16 protein-coding genes are annotated in these 16468 nt (G+C 65.5%); 7 read left to right on the forward strand and 9 right to left on the reverse strand.

Annotation, left to right across the window (positions count from 1 at the left end):
* Positions 1-3: 3 nt before the first annotated feature.
* Positions 4-207 carry a hypothetical protein gene (locus ACHQ4I_RS30845; protein WP_420775393.1) on the reverse strand — a complete coding sequence of 68 codons (204 nt, stop codon included), beginning with the start codon at positions 205-207 and terminating at the stop codon, positions 4-6.
* Between the two features lie 276 nt (positions 208-483).
* Positions 484-669, reverse strand: a complete 186-nt coding sequence (locus tag ACHQ4I_RS30850; RefSeq protein ID WP_420775394.1) for a hypothetical protein — start codon at positions 667-669, stop codon at positions 484-486.
* A gap of 450 nt (positions 670-1119) precedes the next feature.
* Here ACHQ4I_RS30850 and ACHQ4I_RS30855 point away from each other — a divergent pair, with 450 nt between their 5' ends.
* A complete protein-coding gene (locus ACHQ4I_RS30855) occupies positions 1120-1887 on the forward strand; it encodes a pirin family protein (protein ID WP_420775395.1) in 768 nt (255 codons plus the stop codon).
* 361 nt (positions 1888-2248) lie between these two features.
* Here ACHQ4I_RS30855 and ACHQ4I_RS30860 read toward each other — a convergent pair whose 3' ends face one another.
* On the reverse strand, positions 2249-2701 hold the full coding sequence (locus tag ACHQ4I_RS30860; RefSeq protein WP_420775396.1) for an Lrp/AsnC family transcriptional regulator: 453 nt from the start codon (positions 2699-2701) through the stop codon (positions 2249-2251).
* Between the two features lie 179 nt (positions 2702-2880).
* On the opposite strand from ACHQ4I_RS30860, the gene ACHQ4I_RS30865 reads away from it, so the two are divergent.
* A complete protein-coding gene (locus tag ACHQ4I_RS30865; protein WP_420775397.1) occupies positions 2881-3897 on the forward strand; it encodes a DMT family transporter in 1017 nt (338 codons plus the stop codon).
* Between the two features lie 341 nt (positions 3898-4238).
* Here ACHQ4I_RS30865 and ACHQ4I_RS30870 read toward each other — a convergent pair whose 3' ends face one another.
* Both ACHQ4I_RS30870 and ACHQ4I_RS30875 read right to left on the reverse strand, forming a co-directional pair.
* Positions 4239-4724: an FKBP-type peptidyl-prolyl cis-trans isomerase gene (locus ACHQ4I_RS30870; RefSeq protein WP_420775398.1), complete on the reverse strand. Its 486-nt coding sequence runs from the start codon at positions 4722-4724 to the stop codon at positions 4239-4241.
* 361 nt (positions 4725-5085) lie between these two features.
* Positions 5086-5949, reverse strand: a complete 864-nt coding sequence (locus ACHQ4I_RS30875; RefSeq protein ID WP_420775399.1) for an NAD(P)H-binding protein — start codon at positions 5947-5949, stop codon at positions 5086-5088.
* A gap of 87 nt (positions 5950-6036) precedes the next feature.
* On the opposite strand from ACHQ4I_RS30875, the gene ACHQ4I_RS30880 reads away from it, so the two are divergent.
* Positions 6037-6783: a TetR/AcrR family transcriptional regulator gene (locus ACHQ4I_RS30880; protein ID WP_420775400.1), complete on the forward strand. Its 747-nt coding sequence runs from the start codon at positions 6037-6039 to the stop codon at positions 6781-6783.
* Positions 6784-7271: 488 nt separating this feature from the next.
* Here ACHQ4I_RS30880 and ACHQ4I_RS30885 read toward each other — a convergent pair whose 3' ends face one another.
* On the reverse strand, positions 7272-8795 hold the full coding sequence (locus tag ACHQ4I_RS30885) for a carboxylesterase/lipase family protein (protein ID WP_420775401.1): 1524 nt from the start codon (positions 8793-8795) through the stop codon (positions 7272-7274).
* On the opposite strand from ACHQ4I_RS30885, the gene ACHQ4I_RS30890 reads away from it, so the two are divergent.
* Positions 8692-9207, forward strand: coding sequence for a helix-turn-helix domain-containing protein (locus tag ACHQ4I_RS30890; protein WP_420775402.1), 516 nt, complete (start codon positions 8692-8694; stop codon positions 9205-9207). The two genes, ACHQ4I_RS30885 and ACHQ4I_RS30890, sit on opposite strands and share 104 nt — an antisense overlap.
* 239 nt (positions 9208-9446) lie before the next feature.
* Here ACHQ4I_RS30890 and ACHQ4I_RS30895 read toward each other — a convergent pair whose 3' ends face one another.
* Positions 9447-10970, reverse strand: coding sequence for an FAD-binding oxidoreductase (locus tag ACHQ4I_RS30895; RefSeq protein WP_420775403.1), 1524 nt, complete (start codon positions 10968-10970; stop codon positions 9447-9449).
* A 796-nt stretch (positions 10971-11766) separates the two neighbouring features.
* Positions 11767-12198, reverse strand: a complete 432-nt coding sequence (locus ACHQ4I_RS30900) for a hypothetical protein (RefSeq protein ID WP_420775404.1) — start codon at positions 12196-12198, stop codon at positions 11767-11769.
* Positions 12199-12510: 312 nt separating this feature from the next.
* Between ACHQ4I_RS30900 and ACHQ4I_RS30905 the strand changes: the two genes are divergently transcribed.
* The 3 genes from ACHQ4I_RS30905 (at position 12511) to ACHQ4I_RS30915 (ending at position 15584) form a co-directional block, all read left to right on the forward strand.
* Positions 12511-13455 (forward strand): helix-turn-helix domain-containing protein, encoded by a 945-nt coding sequence (locus ACHQ4I_RS30905; RefSeq protein ID WP_420775405.1) that lies wholly within the window; start codon positions 12511-12513, stop codon positions 13453-13455.
* Positions 13452-14288 (forward strand): SAM-dependent methyltransferase, encoded by an 837-nt coding sequence (locus tag ACHQ4I_RS30910; RefSeq protein WP_420775406.1) that lies wholly within the window; start codon positions 13452-13454, stop codon positions 14286-14288. Before ACHQ4I_RS30905 ends, ACHQ4I_RS30910 begins: the two co-directional genes overlap by 4 nt.
* Positions 14289-14825: 537 nt before the next feature.
* Positions 14826-15584 carry a peptidase inhibitor family I36 protein gene (locus ACHQ4I_RS30915; RefSeq protein WP_420775407.1) on the forward strand — a complete coding sequence of 253 codons (759 nt, stop codon included), beginning with the start codon at positions 14826-14828 and terminating at the stop codon, positions 15582-15584.
* A gap of 350 nt (positions 15585-15934) precedes the next feature.
* On the opposite strand, the gene ACHQ4I_RS30920 is transcribed toward ACHQ4I_RS30915, so the two are convergent.
* Entirely contained in the window at positions 15935-16234 is a 300-nt protein-coding gene (locus ACHQ4I_RS30920; RefSeq protein WP_420775408.1) for a hypothetical protein, read from the reverse strand.
* Positions 16235-16468 lie beyond the last annotated feature (234 nt).

The following is a 16468-nucleotide window of genomic DNA, read 5'->3' on the forward strand; positions in this document are numbered from 1 at the left end:
CGTTCAGGCTCTGGTGATCTTTTCCAACAACACCACCTTCCGGCGAAGTTCACCGACGTCGTGCTGGTCCTGATCGATCGAAACATCGACGAGTTGACCGACGAAGTTCGTGAGATCAGTGAAGGTGAAGCGGAATTCTATCTCTGTGAGCCTATTGGCCTCGGCCAAATCGTCGTCGGGTGCGGAGTCGTCGTCGGGCCGCTGCATTGGTGGCTGGACGTCCCCGTTGGCGTCGGCAACTGCGTCGAGGGTGGTGAGGGCATCGGCTGCAGCGTTGTCATGCGCTTATCCCGCGCCTGTTCTCTCGTCTCACATCATGCGGCCGTTGGGCAGAGCGGCCTCGGTGTCATGGGATGTGGTGTCGGGCGTGGTGCGCGAAGCCGGCAACCCCCGCCGTCATCGCGTGACTGGGGGCGATCCCTGAACGCGAGCTGCTCACACCGGGACGGCCAATCCGGTCGCGCCCCAACAGCGCTGTCGGCGTCAAGGAAGTTGCAGGTCAGCGATATACACCAGGTTGGGGATATGGGTCAGTTCCCCCTCCGGACACAGACAGTACGCCACGTCACCCGTTCTACCTGCGGTTATGCAGGACGGGCGAGTGACGGCGTCGGATCCGAATACCGCGCCTTCGACGATGTCGAAGCCGCCACCCGCCGCGACGGTCACCGCGGTGACTCCGGCACTGGCAAGGGGACGCCCGGTCGGATGTGAAGATGCGCGGATTCTCGCCCCGCAGGTAGTCCTTGATCAACGGCAAAGGGGCAGCCCGACAATGCGGTCCGATGACCCGAGCCCGGCGCGACGGGATCCCGACCCAACGCAGTAATCGCCTGAGCGCCTGCAATTCGCCCACCGCGGTGCCCAGTTCGGACATGCGGCCGAGCAGGGGGTGACGGCCAGTAGATCCCCGGCCCACGACGGCTGCGGAGCGACGCTGTTCGCACCGTCCAATGCCTGGCCCAAGGTCCGCACGAGATCGTCGATGGCGGCGGCCGGCGGATCGGATGCGGCGTGATCGCCGGCGGAATAGTTCCGCTCCGACGCGGGTTAGTTTCCATGGAAACCAAATTGTGGGTCGGTGATCAGGCCGGCACCGATCTTGGAGGAAGGCACCTCATGAGCACCATCGACTTGACTCCCACCGTCGACATCCGCCGCGCTGAGGACCGGTTCAAGTCCGACTTCGGCTGGCTGGATTCCAAGCATTCGTTCTCCTTCGGCCACCATTTCGACCAGGCCAACACTCATCATGGGCTGCTGCTGGTCAACAACGACGACATCGTCGATCCCGGTACGGGGTTCGACACCCATCCACACCGCGACATGGAGATTGTCACGTGGGTGCTGGAGGGCTCACTGGTCCACCAGGACTCCACCGGCCACAACGGCGTGATCTACCCCGGCCTGGCCCAGCGCATGAGCGCCGGCACCGGCATCCTGCACTCGGAGAAGAACGACTCGTGGCGGCTCAGCGGCGACGTCCACCAGGACCCGGTGCACTTCGTGCAGATGTGGGTGGTGCCCGACGAGGCCGGTATCACCCCCGGTTACGAGCAGCTGGAGATCGAGGCGGAACTGCTGTCCGGTGGTCTGCTGCCAGTCGCCTCGGGTATGCGCAAACATGACGGCCACGCCGCGATTCGGATCCGGAACTCGCATGCGGCCCTGTACGTCGGGCGGCTCGCCCCGGGACAGTCGGTGCACCTGCCCGACGCACCGTTCCTGCACCTGTTCGTGGCCCGCGGCGCGGTGACACTGGAGGGTGCCGGCCGGCTACATACCGGCGACGCGGTGCGCTTCACCGCTACCGGCGGCCAGCAGGTCACCACGAGCGAGCCCGCCGAGATCCTGGTCTGGGAAATGCACGCCAGCGTCCAGTTCTGACCCTCGGCGCCCATCCACCCGTCAGTTGCGCGCGTCGGATCGGAACGCGCAGCCACCGCGACTCTGAATAAGAAGGGCGACTGCCGCGGCTTCGGATGCTCGCATCTCCTACTCCCACCGGACGTCGCGATCGGTCGACCAGCGACGGCATGCTCGTTCACACAGGCCAACGGTGGCATAGCTGTCAACCGAGTACCAGATCCCGCCCCGCCGCCGGACTTGATTTTTCGGTCTACCCATCACTGATCCGGCATCCGAAATTTCGATTCGCGCGGTGCTACCCGTTAATTGTTCGGACTTATTTTTCGGTTCGTCGCCTGGGCTGACCCTCGCCGGTAAGCAGGGACCGATCGGAAGAGCGTCAAATCGGCTCGATGACGCTCTTTCGCAGGTGCCCGTACACCACCGAGGTGCGTACATCCGCCAGCTCCTGCCGCACGGTCAGTTTGTCCAGGACCACCGCATGCAGGTGGTCGGTGTCGCGAACCGCGACATGGAGCAGAAAGTCCTCGGTGCCCGTGAGCACGAAGACTCCGATCACCTCGGGCATCCGCGCCACGAAGGCCTGGAACTGCTCGATGATCGCACGCGTCGGCGGCCGTACCCGCACGGCGATGATCGCCTGCAGCCCCCGGCCGATCGAGGGGAGGTCGACCTCGGCGTGAAATCCGAGCAGCACACCGCGCTCACGGAGCGAGCGCACCCGTTCCAGGCATGTGGAGGGAGCAATTCCCAACTCCTGTGCCAGATCCCGGTTGGTGCGCCGACCGTCTTTCTGCAGAAGCCGCAGCAACGCCGAATCTAGTTCGTCCATGTTCCGCCCCACTCACAGGAGACCGAATTTCATTCGGCAAGCGTGCCATGTTCCCGGACTAATTGCTAGCTTGCGGGCGGTAATTCCGTCCATGATGCGCTTCTCCACGATGCGGTCGGGCGGCGATGAGAAGTTCGGACGGAAGGGGTATCAGGGTGGACAAGCGGAGGACCAGAACCTTGGCGATCTGTTCCATCGTGGCGGCCGCGCTGTTCTGGAGCAGTTCGTACGCGGTGACCAAGCAGGTTCTGGCGGACGTCGGGCCGTTGACCATCGGGGCCCTCCGCTTCACGCTGGCCGCCGTGCTGCTCGGGATCATGGTGCGCAGGCGCCGCAACCCGGTCGCGCGGCCTGATGCCCGTCAGCGGCGGATGATCTACCTGAGCGGCCTGCTCGGCATCACGGTCTACTTCGTGCTGGAGAACATCGGCGTCGAACTGTCGACCGCCTCCGACGCCTCTTTGATCGTCGCCACCTACCCGCTGATGACCATGCTCGTGGAGCTGGCGGTCTTCCGGGCCGGAATGCCGCTGCTGCGGGTCGGCGGCGTGCTGCTCGCCACGGCGGGAGCCTTCCTGGTCGTGCGCAACGGGGCGGAAGTCGGAGGCAGCGGCCGCTGGTTCGGCGATGTCCTGCTGTTGCTCGGAGGGCTGGTGTGGGCCGGGTACAACGTGCTGGGCAAGTACGCGGGGCGCGGGCAGAACGCGGTGAACCTTACCTACCACCAGACCGTGGCGGGTGCCGCCGGCTTCCTGCTCGCCTCGCTCTTCGAGATCGGGGACTGGCGGGTACCGGACGCCACGGCCTCGGCGCTGCTCGCCTATCTCGCCGTGGCATGTTCCGTCGGCGGCTTCCTTCTCTACAACTACGGTCTGCGCCGGACGACCCCCAGCATCGCGGTCAACATCCTCAACCTGGTACCAGTGTTCGGTGTGCTCGGTGCCGTGGCGATCAACGGCGAGACGGTCCGGCTCGGGCAGGTCTTCGGCGGCGTGATCATCGTCGCCGGTGTGACAATCGGGTTGATCGAGCGCCGAACGCCAGGCGCCCGACCTGCTCGCCACACTGCGCGCCGTCGACTCCGCGTACCTGGAGCATCGACGCGAAGCCCGTGCCGTGAAGCGCGTGCGGCGGCCGCCGATTCGTTGTCGTCCTCGGGGAGTAGGCACTCTGCATCTGGTTCGGCACCGCGATGAAGGCCCAGCCCGCGACCCCCCGGCTCCACAACCACGGCAAAGACCACGACGCGCCCCCTCATCGGCCCGGGCGTCGGAGTCCCCGACCCCGACGCCCCTGGGACGGAGGAGAATTCAAGCTCGGGCACACGCTCCGGCCTGGACGTCACCCTCACCTGCAATGGGTCACCGCCCGCCACCTCATCGGCCGCGACATCACCGGGTGATCGCATACCGAATAATTCGGCTTGCCAACCGAATTCGTGCCGCTACCATCTCAAAGACCCGCTGGAGGCCCGATTCCTCTCGGGCATACCAACTTTCACCGATGCGACGTAATGTGATCGGCGGCGCGACGGACGTCAGTGCTCGTGGTCGTCCGGACCGTGCGGGTGACCGTGCGCGAGCTCTTCGTCGCTCGCATGACGGACGTCGACGATCTTGACGGTGAAGTGCAACCGCTGCCCGGCCAGCGGATGGTTGGCGTCGATGGTCACCTCGTCACCGTCCACCCGACGGATGGTGACAATCTGCGATTCGCCGTCCGGCGACTCGGTGTGGAACTCCATCCCGGCCTCGAGTTCGTCGGCTCCTTCGAACATGTCCCGATCCACCGTGTTCACCAGCTCGGCCAGGTACTCCCCATACCCGTCCTCAGGCTCGACCACGACAACCACCTCGTCGCCGGTGTCCTTGCCCACAAGCGCCCTTTCCAACCCCGGCACGATATTGTCCGCTCCGTGCAGGTAGACCAGCGGCGCGTCGCCGACGGACGTATCCAGCACCTCGCCGTCGTCGGCGGTCAAGGTGTATTCGATGGAGACGACCTTGTCAGCGGCGATCGACATGGCGGTAAACCTTTCGCAGAGGAATGCGGACCGCGCAAATGTATCCCGACAGAGAGCGCATACCGGTTTCACCATGCTCTCGAGACGACCGAGTCCGCGCGGAAGTTCTGGGGCGCGACTGTGCTCGACGACTGGGCTGCCGTTACCAGCAACGCACATCAGAGCGGGGCCGGGCCACGAGCACGAGCCCGAAACTCACACAGCCGAAACCGAATTCGGCCCTCCTATCCGCGAGTTCACGCGCATCGTGTGACCTCGTGTCGCAACGGCATCAGCGGATATTCGTCCGGAGTTCCGTGCTGACGGTGGGGCAAGCTGCGGCTCCGCTCGAAGGACCCAGGCCCTCAGTAGCGCAGAGCAATCAGCTCGCCGACAACGCCTCGCGCAGAACCGTATCGAAGCCGATCGGCTCGCGGTCGATCAACTTCGCCAAGGTCGGGTCGACCGTGGCGAATTCACCGGCTCGGCTGGCGGCGAAGATATCCACCATCAGGTCCGCCTGCTCGGCCGGGACGCCGTAGCCCGCCACCTGTTGCCGGAATTCCTCGTCGGATACGGTGACGCGCTTGATGGTTCGGCCCGTGAGCTCGGCCGCGAGGGCGGTAATCTCGTCGAAGTCGATGGCCTGCGCAGCGGTCAATGGCGGTGTGGGACCGTCGAATCGGCCTTCCTCGGCAAGGATCGCCGCGGCCGCGTCGGCGAGGTCGGCGTGCGCGGTCCAGCTCACCGCCCCATCCGCGGGCAACACGAGCTGTCCGGTCTCGGCGGCCTGTCCGAAGAACCGCAGTGCACTGGCGGCGTAGAACCCGTTGCGGAGCGAGGTGAACGGCACGCCGCAGGCCTGTAGTACCTCCTCGTCGGCGGCGTGGTCGCGGCAGGGCTCGAACTGCGAGGTCGGGCCGGCGCCCATATGGCTGGTGTAGAGGATGCGGCGTGCGCCGGCAGCGACGGCACCGTCGATGGCCGCCCGGTGCTGTCGGATGGCCTCCGCACCGAGCTTGTCGACCGACACGATGAGCACCTGGCTTGCACCTTCGAAAGCGTGGGACAGGCTGTCCGGGTCGGTGAAGCTGCCCTGTCGCACCCGTACTCCGCGGTCGGCCAGGTCCTGCGCCTTTCGCGGGTCGCGGACGCTCACACCCACTTGGTCGGCGGGCACTCGCATCAGCAGGCTCTCGACAATCCGACGGCCCAGCAGCCCGGTGGCTCCGGTCACGATGATCATGCTGTTCTCCATCCCAATTCCATTGGAAACATCAACGCGTTAACAGTGATACTTTCATTGGAAACAGTCAAGCGTTATCGTTGATTCATGACATGGCCCACGCCACGCACGAACGGCACAACCACCGTCGAACCCGACGGCACGGCATCGGCCCGCGAACAGCACCGGCAGCGCGTCATCGAAGCCGCCGCCGACCTGCTCGAGCGTGCGGGTCGGGACGCGGTGACCACTCGCGCAGTCGCCGACGCAGCAGGGTTGCAACCACCGGCGATCTACCGGCTGTTCGGCGACAAGGACGGGCTGTTGGAAGCGGTGGCGGAGTACGGTTTCGCGAAATTCGTCGCCGGCAAACACGTCGACCCAGACCCGGCCGACCTCATAGAAGACCTCCGGGCCGGGTGGGACCTCGCGGTCGAGTTCGGTCTGTCCAACCCCGCGCTCTACACCCTCATGTACAGCGAACCCGCCGGCACCAAGTCGGCCGCATTCCAGGCCGGACTGAAGATCCTGCGGGGACGGGTCCGTCGCCTCGCCGCAGGCGGCTGGTTACGTGTCGACGAGCAACTCGCGGCCGGGATCATTCACGCCACAGGCCGGGGCGCGGTGCTGACCTGGCTATCCCTCCCGGAAGCCGACCGCGACCCGGCCCTGCTCACCGCCCTCCGAGAGGCCATGGTCACCGCCGTCACCAACGAACACCCGGCCGTCAAGGAAACCGGCCCGGCCGGCGCGGCCCGCGCCCTCCGCGCCACCCTCCCCGACGAAACGACACTCACCACCGCCGAACAACACCTGCTTCGAGAGTGGCTGGACCGTCTCGCAGCAGACCACTGACCGAGCCACATAGCCACCCGCGGCTCCCGAACCTGGTCCGGTGATCACCAGGCCACCATCCGGCCTCGGCGTAGAAGTGGTCGCGGACGCGATCAGGCCGTCACCAGCTACCGCGATGATCGGTCCCCCGCCCGAATCGCCGACAGGCTCGGTGTCGCGGCCAATACGGTCGGGGCCACTCCGCAGCGTCGTGGTGTCGCTCGCCGGGACAGCCACGGACGCCCACGGTAATAGATTCTGTTCAGCCTATCGGGTCCGTTCGCACTGTCCCGCATGCACAAGGCCGGGCAATTCCGGGTGTCGGCCCCGACCTGCTGGTCGTGGCCGATTTCACCTACGTGCACCGACCCGGGGGATTCACAGGCGAAATCTCTAGTTCGGGAGAGAAGGTTCGACGATTCGGGCGGCGCTGAGCGCACGTACGCATGGATCGGATTCCCCACCAGCAGTTGGACTCTCGTATGCCTCGACGTAGATCGCGGCGACTTTCACCGCGCGAGCAGCGGCAGCGCCGGGAAGGTGAAGTCTTGCCACAGCAGCCGCGAGGCCTCCTCCGGGTAGGCGGTGACCGTCGACGGCGTGTCAAAGATCTGGGCAAGGCGGTGATCGGCGTCGTACGCGGGCCAGCCCGGGTCGCCGTGCGTGGCGAATGACGTCCACGACCCGCGGATTCGCGCCGACAGCTCCGCTGCCTCCGGCGAGGGCGGGTCGCCGATCAGCATGGCGGTCTGCCCACTGCTCAGGTTGCCGAAGACGAGCGGCACGTCCAGCCCGTGGCAGGCGCCGAGAGCGCCGCCCATGCCCGGGGCAGTCCAGGTCAGCTCGTAGAGGTGGGCCCGGCCGCCACCGGCGATCTGCGCGTCGGCAAGCTGGACGCTCGGCATGCGGAACAACCAGTCGGAGTTGACCAGCTCGTACAGCTCCTCATCGACAGCGGCCGGGAACGCCTCCCGATACCGGCGCGCACCGTCCGGCCCGGCGGCGAGAACATGCAGCGCGGTCTCGGTCTGCTCCCGCGTGACCTGGCCGAGCACACCGTCGATCAGGCTGAACAATCGGTGCTCGTCCCGCGTGTGCCCGACGAGAAGCTCGACGTCCCGGGCGGTGCCATCGGCCAGCGCCCGCCAGGGAGTCGTGGGCAGCACGTCACCGTCGACAACCGGCGCATACGGAATCGGCCGGTGGGTGATCTGCCCCCAGCGCTCCCGCCACTGGTCCATCTTGGCGAAGACCGCGTCGCCAGCGGCGGGTAGTAGGTCCGGGGCCACCGCCGACAGCCCGGACACCGTGGGCGCCACCCCAAGCTCGGCGGCGAAGGCCGCGGTGAGGTCGGCGGACAGCTCAGGAGAGAAGAAAGTCCCCGGCACACTCTGTGCGATCGCCCGGCGGAGGAGCCCGGCGGCGCGCGGCATCGCGAGCAGCGCGGCGACCGATCCGGCACCCGCCGACTGTCCGAAGACCGTCACCCGGTCAGGGTCGCCGCCGAACATCCGGATGTTGTCCCGCACCCACTCCAGGGCCGCGACCTGGTCGAGCAGTCCACGGTTGGCAGGGGCGCCCTCGATCTGGGCGAACCCCTCGATGCCGAGACGATAGTTGAGGGTCACGACCACAGTGCCGATCGCGGCCAGGTGCCCGGCGTCGTATTCCGGCAGGCCGGCGTTGCCCATGGCATAACCACCGCCGGGAAACCACACCATCACCGGGAGCTCGGAGGCCGGATCCGGTTCTGGCGTCCAGACATTGACCGTCAGCCAGTCGCCTCCGGCGGTGTCCTGAGACACCGCGAGCACGGCGGACTGCGGAGGCGGCGGGCCGTAGGCGACGGCGGGTCGCACCCCATCCCAGCCGCGCACCGGCTGCGGCGCGGCGAAACGCAGGTCGCCAACCGGCGGCTCGGCGAACGGGATGCCGCGGAAGACCGCCAGCCCCGCCTCCCGGCCACCGCGCAGCACACCGGCCGCCGTGCGGACCTCCGGCTCGGACTCGAATGGCTTACTGGATGCGGCCATTTCGCTTTCCTCTCTATGGCTGTTCGGCCGAGCATCCCCGCGCGCAAGATCCGGCGCAAACCATTTAGGGCCACAGGCCACCCACCTCACCCAAGCCGACTTCGCCGCACTCCTCGGCCTCGACGTCACCACCATCTATGAGTGGGAAAGCGGACGCCGCCACCAGCGACTTGAATGGCAAACTGTGGGATGTCAGAGCCGTTGTCGACGTCGTTTCGCTCCACCGATCCCCGGCCGCTACCCACGCCTGGGGTACCCATCAACAGCCGGGTCGTCACGCGTTAGTCGCGGACTTTCCGCTGTTGTGGCGCACACCATGCGCGATCACCTACATCACCAGGAGCGCGGGGTGCCGACATTGACGTTATCGACCATTAGCTCGAGCGTGCGCCGTTTTTGCCGCCGTCGATGACCAGCTGCGCCCCGGTCAGACGGCGTCGGCGACAACACGAGCGGTCTCGATATCGATCAGGTCCTGGATCCCACCCCGACTACGAGCCGCATAATTGCCCGATACGGTTGGCGAAGATGCCCATACTGAATGGCCAGCGCGACAAGGCCGTTCGGCCAGAGACTTGGCGATGACGTGCCGGAACCCTCCGGGCCGCCGACGGCCACCCGGGGGGTTGGGAACAGCGGCGAAACTGTCGATCAGTGTGACGCTGGCGGGATGCTCTGCTCGTACTGGAAGACGTTGTGGGGGTCGTACTCCGCCTTGATCTTGCGCAGTCGCTCGAAGCGCTCGCTCCCCCAGTAGGCGGTCTGCCACTCTTGCATTCCGACGTTCGGCACGTTGACGTAGGCGCCGTCCGTGTAGGGCCGCAGCGCCTGACTGAACTCAGCGGTCCATGCCTGGGCCTGCGAGGTCAGCGGGTCGCCGACGCCTGGTTGTGTTGAACGAGTCCCCCAGGCCGCGCCGATCTCGCCGTAGAAAAGCGCGTCGCGATGAGCGAACGCCGTGCCGCCCGGGGGCTCCGTCTTGATCGCCCCACCGAAGGCATCGACGAAGTAGTTGCTCTCCTCTGTGGGAGCGTTTCGCATGAAGTCGCCGATGATGTCGATCGCCTGCTTCGGGAACGGCTCTTTGACGAACTCCGAGAAGAACTTCCAGTTCGCGGGCTCTTGCTCGAGCGGGACCTGGGCTCCCGCAAAGAAATCGCCCCAGTTACCGACCTGCACCGTGACATCGGGCGTGCCGACCGACAGGATCGGAGCCAGCATCTCTGTGGCCTGTGCCGCTGCACCGTCGGCAAGCCACGCGGACAGCTGGATCTGGGACTTGTGGATCTCGAGCTCGGATCCCAGACGGCTGTCGGCGGACGGCACCGTACGCTGCCACGCTTCGAAGACCCCGTACAGGTCTCCAAGTCCATCCCATGTCGCCTGCACATAGGCGAGATGGTCGAGCGGATGCACCTGATAGGTGAGGTGTGTGACGATCCCGAAGTTGCCGTTTCCCGCCCCGCGAAGCGCCCAGAGCAGGTCCGAGTGGTGCTGCAAGTCCGCGTTGATCACCTCGGCGCAATCGTCACCCGATGGGACGACGACCTCGGCCGCCATCAGGCTGTCGCAGGCCATGCCGAGCCAGCGGTTGAGAGGCCCGAGGCCACCGCCGAGCGTCGCACCGCACAGGCTCACGCTGCCCTCACTTCCGGTTGTGACCGCAAAGTTCTGCTTCGCGAGCGTCGTCACCGCTTCCAGTTGGTTCAGCCCGGCACCGACCGTCGCGATACGAGCGCCAGGGTCGATCTGGACCGATTTCAGCTGGCTGACGTCGATCACGATGCCGTTGTCGACGTTCGACCAGCCTTCGAGGGCGTGGCGGCCGCTGCGTACGCGCAACGCGACGTTTTGCTGGCGCGCCCACGTGAGGGCGTTCACCACGTCCTGGGTTTCCTGTGCGAAGACGATGACCAGCGGATAGTGAGAAAAGAGCTGGTCCCAGCCGAGTCGCGCGTCCGTGTACGACGCGTCACCGGGGCGAACGATCTGGCCGGTCAGCGTCGCGGGCGGGCACCCCGGGCTTTTACTCGGGTGGCCCGCGGCCTCAATTCCCGGGGCGCTTGTGTCCGCAATATCCAGCGTGTCTGCGGCCGTCAGGCCCGAGACAACAACTGCTCCGACGCCAGCGGCCGCCGACGTCCTGATCAGGTCACGGCGAGAAAGATCGCTCAAGGTTCAGATCCTCTCAATCGGTCTACGCCAGTACCGGGCTGCCAAGGGAACTCTTACTCGCTGGCCGCCGGGCAGTTCTTTGTGGTCGACCCCCGCGCGGTAACGGGATGACGTGGTGGCGAACATCCTCGAGCGGGCCTACCCGCATCGCTTCACGTCCCGCCCGCGATGGAGCGCGAGTATGCCAACACTTACATCTCCAGCTTCCTCGAAGCCTCTGTCGCTCGATGCGCATTCGAAGGATTCGATAGTCCCGGTTCCGCAGTGGCCCAGTCATCAGCGAGCTGCGGCAGGCTCTCGATTCCGAGGAATCCGAGATCGTAGTCGTGCGATGCGTCAGCCATCCGACTACCGCATCGGCGGCCGAGCTGCAGATCGGTCCGGCGGCGAACTTGGTTCACCCGTGAAGCCAGGCGAACCAAGGCGATGACCAAGGTCCACATTCGTGGACCACGATTCTCAACTGAACGATCTCGTCCGGGTTGTGATGCGAATCAGTCACGCTGTCCCGGACCACACGACCCACGAAACTCGAGGAAGCTGCAGGTCAGCCACTTAAACAATGTTGGGGATATGAGTTCCCCCCCCCCGAAGTCAAAATCCATTGCAGTGCAAAGGATTTCGTCTTCTCCGATATTCGGAGCGCTTGCCGGATCGCGGGGTGTGAAACACGTGCCTGGCTTTGCCATGCTGTGCCCCGGCGCGTTCATCGGCCAGAAAGCCGGATTATCCTGGGCCAGAACACCTTTCGTCATCTCGAGAACATCATGCCATCAATTTCGGCGAATGGCGGAGGCTAGCGAAGGGTGAAGCTGTGGACGCCATGGGTGCCGATGACCGTTGCGCGGGCAAAGTAGTCGCCGGGGGCGTCGGCGAACGGGCGAGGGTCATCCAGCACAAGCATCGCCGGGCTGTCGATGAACCTCCCCGCGGCGCAGTCCGGACTGCAGTCGTTCCGATGCTGGGTGCCGTGACCGACGGCCTGGGCGCCACTCCACATATCCCAGGTGATGTCGTTGATCATGTTGTTCCCGTCGGCACAGGTCAGGGTCAGTGTGGGCGGTTCGACGACATAGGGTCCCCCACAGTCGCTGACCATCGCGGCCGGCATCACCGGGGTATCGGACCACGAGGCCGGGGCGGATGGGGCCGTGAGAACCCCCGCGCCTGCGGCTGCGGTAGCGGCGATGATTGCCGCCCGGAAGATCGTGCGCTCGTGAGTGCTCATCGACATCGGTCCTCTCGGCCGGAGTGTCGGCCTAATGGCGGTCATGGCGCTGCTCATCGTGCCCGCCCATCATCCCACCGGACATGCCGTCGAGGAGTGATTTGGGACAGTCGCTCCCACCAGTGCGCCCGACTGGCGTCGGGAACAAGTGAACATCGAGCGAGCTTGGCCCACTCAGCTTCGCAGCAGAGGCGGGCGGCACGTTCGGCCCGCTCGATCCGACGACCCCGACCGCCTGCATTTGCACGGGGCGCGGTGAACGTCGTTGTGGCACACTCGATAACGCGATACCGCATCGGACAGGAGGGGACCTTGGTCGAGGGCGACGCCGTTGTGGCCGCTGGTGGAGACGATCCGGACGAGGATCCTGCGCTGCTGCGCTTGGTGCTGGGGGCGCGGTTGCGACGGTTACGGGAGGCGGCAGGGTTCAGCGGACAGGCGGCAGGTCGCGCCATTCGAGCGTCGCATTCGAAGATCAGCCGTCTGGAAGCCGGCCGGGTTGGGTTCCGCGCCATCGATATCGAGGATTTGCTGACGCTGTATGGGGTCGACGACCCCGATACCCGCGCCGACTATCAGCGCCTGGCACAACGGGCCAACGCCGCCGGGCGTTGGCCGGTCGACGCTGACCTCACAAGCCATCGGCTCGACACCTACCTGGCGATCGAGGACGCCGCCGTCATGATCCGTGCCTACGCTCCCGGGGTGGTGCCGGAACTGCTGCAGACCGCAGCGTATGCCCACGCGGTGTTCGCGGTCGCGCACCCGGCCCCCACCGCGGAGATTCAGCGGCGGGTCGAACTCCTGATGCAGCGGCAACGCCTGCTGCAGCGCGCCGATCCACCGAAGGTGTGGTCGGTGATCGAGGAGGCGGCGCTGCGTCGCCCGTTCGGCAGCACCGAGGTCTGGCGCGACCAGCTCGATCACCTCGCCCGCGCCGCGGCCTGCGACAACATCACCGTGCAGATCCTGCGCGACCACATCGGGGGCCCCGCTATCAGCACAGTCCCGTTCACCCTGCTCCGGTTCGCTGGCCCCGATCTGGGCGACCTCGTGTATCTGCACCACGCGACCGGCGCTGAGTTCCTCACCAGACCCAGCGATCTGGACATCTACCACACGATCTGGAGCCGGTTGTGTGTGCACGCCACCTCATCCGAGCACACCGGGGACCTGATCACCGCACTCACCGCCAACCGGCCCGCCGACATCGCTCGGGCGGGCAATACTCACCCACCCATGGACGCACTGCAATGACCGACAGCCACACCGGCACCGACACGACCCTGCCCATCCAGATCGACACGACTGTCGCGCACGAGGCCCGCGTCTACGACTACTGGCTCGGTGGTAAAGACAACTATTCCGCCGACCGCGCCCTCGGTGACGCCATCGCCGGCCACATCCCCACGATCAAGCTCATGGCCCGGGCCAACCGGGCCTTCCTCGCCCGGTCCGTGCGGTACCTGGTCGCCGATGCCGGAATCACCCAGTTCCTCGACATCGGCACCGGCATTCCGACCGCGGGTAATACACATGAGGTCGCCCAACGCCTCGATCCCGCCGCGCGCATCGTCTACGTCGACAAAGACCCGATCGTGCTTGCCCACGCCCGCGCCCTCATGACCAGCGACCCTGTCGGCAGTACCCGCTTCATACACGCCGACCTGCACGACCCGGGCAGCATCCTCGACCATCCCGCACTCACCGAAACACTCGACCTCGCCCAGCCCGTCGCGATCATGCTCGTCGCGATCATGATGTACTTTCGCGACACCGACCACCCCCGCGAGATCATCAACACCCTCCTCGAAGCCGTACCGTCGGGCAGCCACCTCGTGATCAGCCACCCCACCGCCGACTTCGACGCCGACGCCATGGCCGCGGTCACCGCCTCGGCCGAGGCCAGCGGTATCACCTTCCAACCCCGAAGCCACGCCGATACCACCGCGCTGTTCGGTAGCACCCATCTCGTCGAGCCCGGTCTGGCTCCGGTCGCCGCCTGGCGCCCCGACCTCACCGACGAACCCACCCTCGTCCACGACGCACACAGCGCCTGGTACTGGGCCGGCATCGGACGCAAACCCTGACACCCCACCCGCAACGGCCACCAGACACGATCGACACTCGCGCCCTCGAAGCATGTTGTGGGAACTGCAGATTGCTGGGCGCTCAGGTCGCGCGGAGCCGTGTCCGAACCATTGTCGAGCACCGACCGGGGCAGTAACCGCAAACCACGGCCATTCGGCCAGCTGCTCGCCGCTGGCCGGATTCACCGATCGCAGCATTTCCTCTGCCAGCGTTCGGGTTTCGGGAGTATCGGTGGTGGATGTAATAGCTGCCGCGATGAGTTCCTTTGTGTGAGAGCGGATCTCGTCGGCGGTGGTGGTGCTTCCCGGCTGTAGTACGACGACGGCGTGGACCCGTTCACCCCATTTCGGGTCGGGCAGGACGACCAGCAGTTTTCGGTGTTGTAGGAGGTTGGCGTACTGGTCGACGCCCCCTCCGGACACCAGTGCTAACCACACAAGGGGTGTTGGCACAGGAACGGCCGCCGCGCCCGACGCGTGGGCGGTCTGCCCGAAAAGCCCTTGCCCCAGTGACGAATTCGCGTGCACTCTGGTGCGGTGCAGAAGCTGTTTGTGGCGTTGCTCGCGATCACGGTCGGATTCGGGATCATTGGCTGCAAGCCGGGAGAAGCGACCGATGTGGCCAAAGATGTCACCTGTCAGATGGTGGTACCCGTCGTGGAGGCCGTCGCGACGACGCTACGGACGGGGGCGACGGTCACGGCAGGGCTGATCGTGGCGGCCACCGGGATCGCGTTGAGCGAAGCCTGCACCTTGCTGCTCGACCAGTTCGGCGCTGCTCCGGACAAGGAACACGATGTGGTCCTGGAGAATGGAAAGGGCGGGGAACCTGCCAAGGTCAGCGGAAAGACCTTCATCAGCGTGACCGACAAGTGGTGCAACACAACTGGTGGGTGTACTGGTTACGACCGCTGCCCCACCGGCTGGACGTGCCTTTTCACCGGAAGTGAAGGCACCGGAAAGATGTCGTTGTTCACCGTCGGTTCGCCCGACCTGTCCGCACAGCACATCGATGCGGCCACGATCTCGGTGTTCAACCGAGCGGAAAAGATCGCCACACTGTATGCCGCTCATGACTACCACGGCGACACCTACACCGTCGCCAAGTCAGCGAAGGGCGACCTGCCAAGCGAGTGGCGAGGGAAAGCGCGGTCGATCGTTGTCGGGGCACCCAAGACATCGACCCAAACCACGACCGTCACAACTGTGACGCCGACAGGCTCGATGACAACGAAGCCACCGATCAGCCGGACGACCTCGATCACGCCGTCCTCCGGCGCCTCGACCACTCACTGACCCCCTGCCCGCAAGAACGCCTGCCGCCGGCGGCGCAGTCCTGCGACTGGACGAGACCGACCTCGAACCCGAGCACTGCCTGATCTGCAGCGACGGCATCGATCAGGTGCGTCAGTTCCGCTTCGTCGTTGGTGACCCGGCTCGAGAGCGGCGTGCCGATTCGACGGTCGCCGCACAGAGTTGATCGGCGCTTCCGATCCGCACCTCACCCCACCGGAATCTCTCCAGATCCACACCGTTGTGAACCACCCGACGCCGTCGTCGGGACGACGAGAATGTCGCACACTCTCACCGATAGTCGGACTCCACATACATGCGGGTTTCACACATTTAGCAACTCCGCACAGTCATCACCGCGTCGACTTTTCTTGCACTCTGGACTCATGCAGCAGGACAGCTTCACGAGCTTCGCCGGGCTGTGGAAGCTCCTGGTAGAGCGTGGAACCAAGATCCTGAACAAGGTAGGTTCGCTTTGCCCATTCATATGCGTAGAGCGCTCTCTGCAGCCATCGTGACGGACAATCTTGAAAGTAATCACCAAGGCAATCACTGGGGTGCGGATCGTCCATCATCAGGGCTTCCATAGCCGCATGAAACCCGGCTCTGTTGATATCGATGTCGTGAGAATTATCTATGTCGTGAGAATTCATGATCAATCCTTGGTTGGAATTAGTGTGAGACACCTCCGGCGATGGCAGCAATAGCAAGAGACAGCAACATACGGATCGCTTTTACCTGTCTGCCAGGGACGACGCCAGCAACCCGCCTAAAGCCAGAGGACTGGATCGACGCGTTCGCCTTTCACAGGCCGGTGGTGCGCGAACCGGCGAATGGTAGCGAAGGTCTCGTTGCGGCAGTCCTGTTCGCAGAGGATCGGATCGCCT

The sequence above is a fragment of the Nocardia nepalensis genome (genome assembly GCF_048910785.1).
GTDB classification, from domain to species: domain Bacteria; phylum Actinomycetota; class Actinomycetes; order Mycobacteriales; family Mycobacteriaceae; genus Nocardia; species Nocardia nepalensis.

Excerpts from the sequence above, each read along its gene's own strand:
- ACHQ4I_RS30900 (WP_420775404.1), bottom strand. The coding sequence starts at position 12,198 with ATGAGCACTCACGAGCGCACGATCTTCCGGGCGGCAATCATCGCCGCT.
- ACHQ4I_RS30910 (WP_420775406.1), top strand. The coding sequence starts at position 13,452 with ATGACCGACAGCCACACCGGCACCGACACGACCCTGCCCATCCAGATC.
- ACHQ4I_RS30890 (WP_420775402.1), top strand. The coding sequence starts at position 8,692 with ATGCCGCGGAAGACCGCCAGCCCCGCCTCCCGGCCACCGCGCAGCACA.
- ACHQ4I_RS30875 (WP_420775399.1), bottom strand. The coding sequence starts at position 5,949 with ATGATCATCGTGACCGGAGCCACCGGGCTGCTGGGCCGTCGGATTGTC.
- ACHQ4I_RS30870 (WP_420775398.1), bottom strand. The coding sequence starts at position 4,724 with ATGTCGATCGCCGCTGACAAGGTCGTCTCCATCGAATACACCTTGACC.
- ACHQ4I_RS30920 (WP_420775408.1), bottom strand. The coding sequence starts at position 16,234 with ATGAATTCTCACGACATAGATAATTCTCACGACATCGATATCAACAGA.
- ACHQ4I_RS30860 (WP_420775396.1), bottom strand. The coding sequence starts at position 2,701 with ATGGACGAACTAGATTCGGCGTTGCTGCGGCTTCTGCAGAAAGACGGT.
- ACHQ4I_RS30855 (WP_420775395.1), top strand. The coding sequence starts at position 1,120 with ATGAGCACCATCGACTTGACTCCCACCGTCGACATCCGCCGCGCTGAG.
- ACHQ4I_RS30845 (WP_420775393.1), bottom strand. The coding sequence starts at position 207 with ATGCAGCGGCCCGACGACGACTCCGCACCCGACGACGATTTGGCCGAG.
- ACHQ4I_RS30880 (WP_420775400.1), top strand. The coding sequence starts at position 6,037 with ATGACATGGCCCACGCCACGCACGAACGGCACAACCACCGTCGAACCC.
- ACHQ4I_RS30885 (WP_420775401.1), bottom strand. The coding sequence starts at position 8,795 with ATGGCCGCATCCAGTAAGCCATTCGAGTCCGAGCCGGAGGTCCGCACG.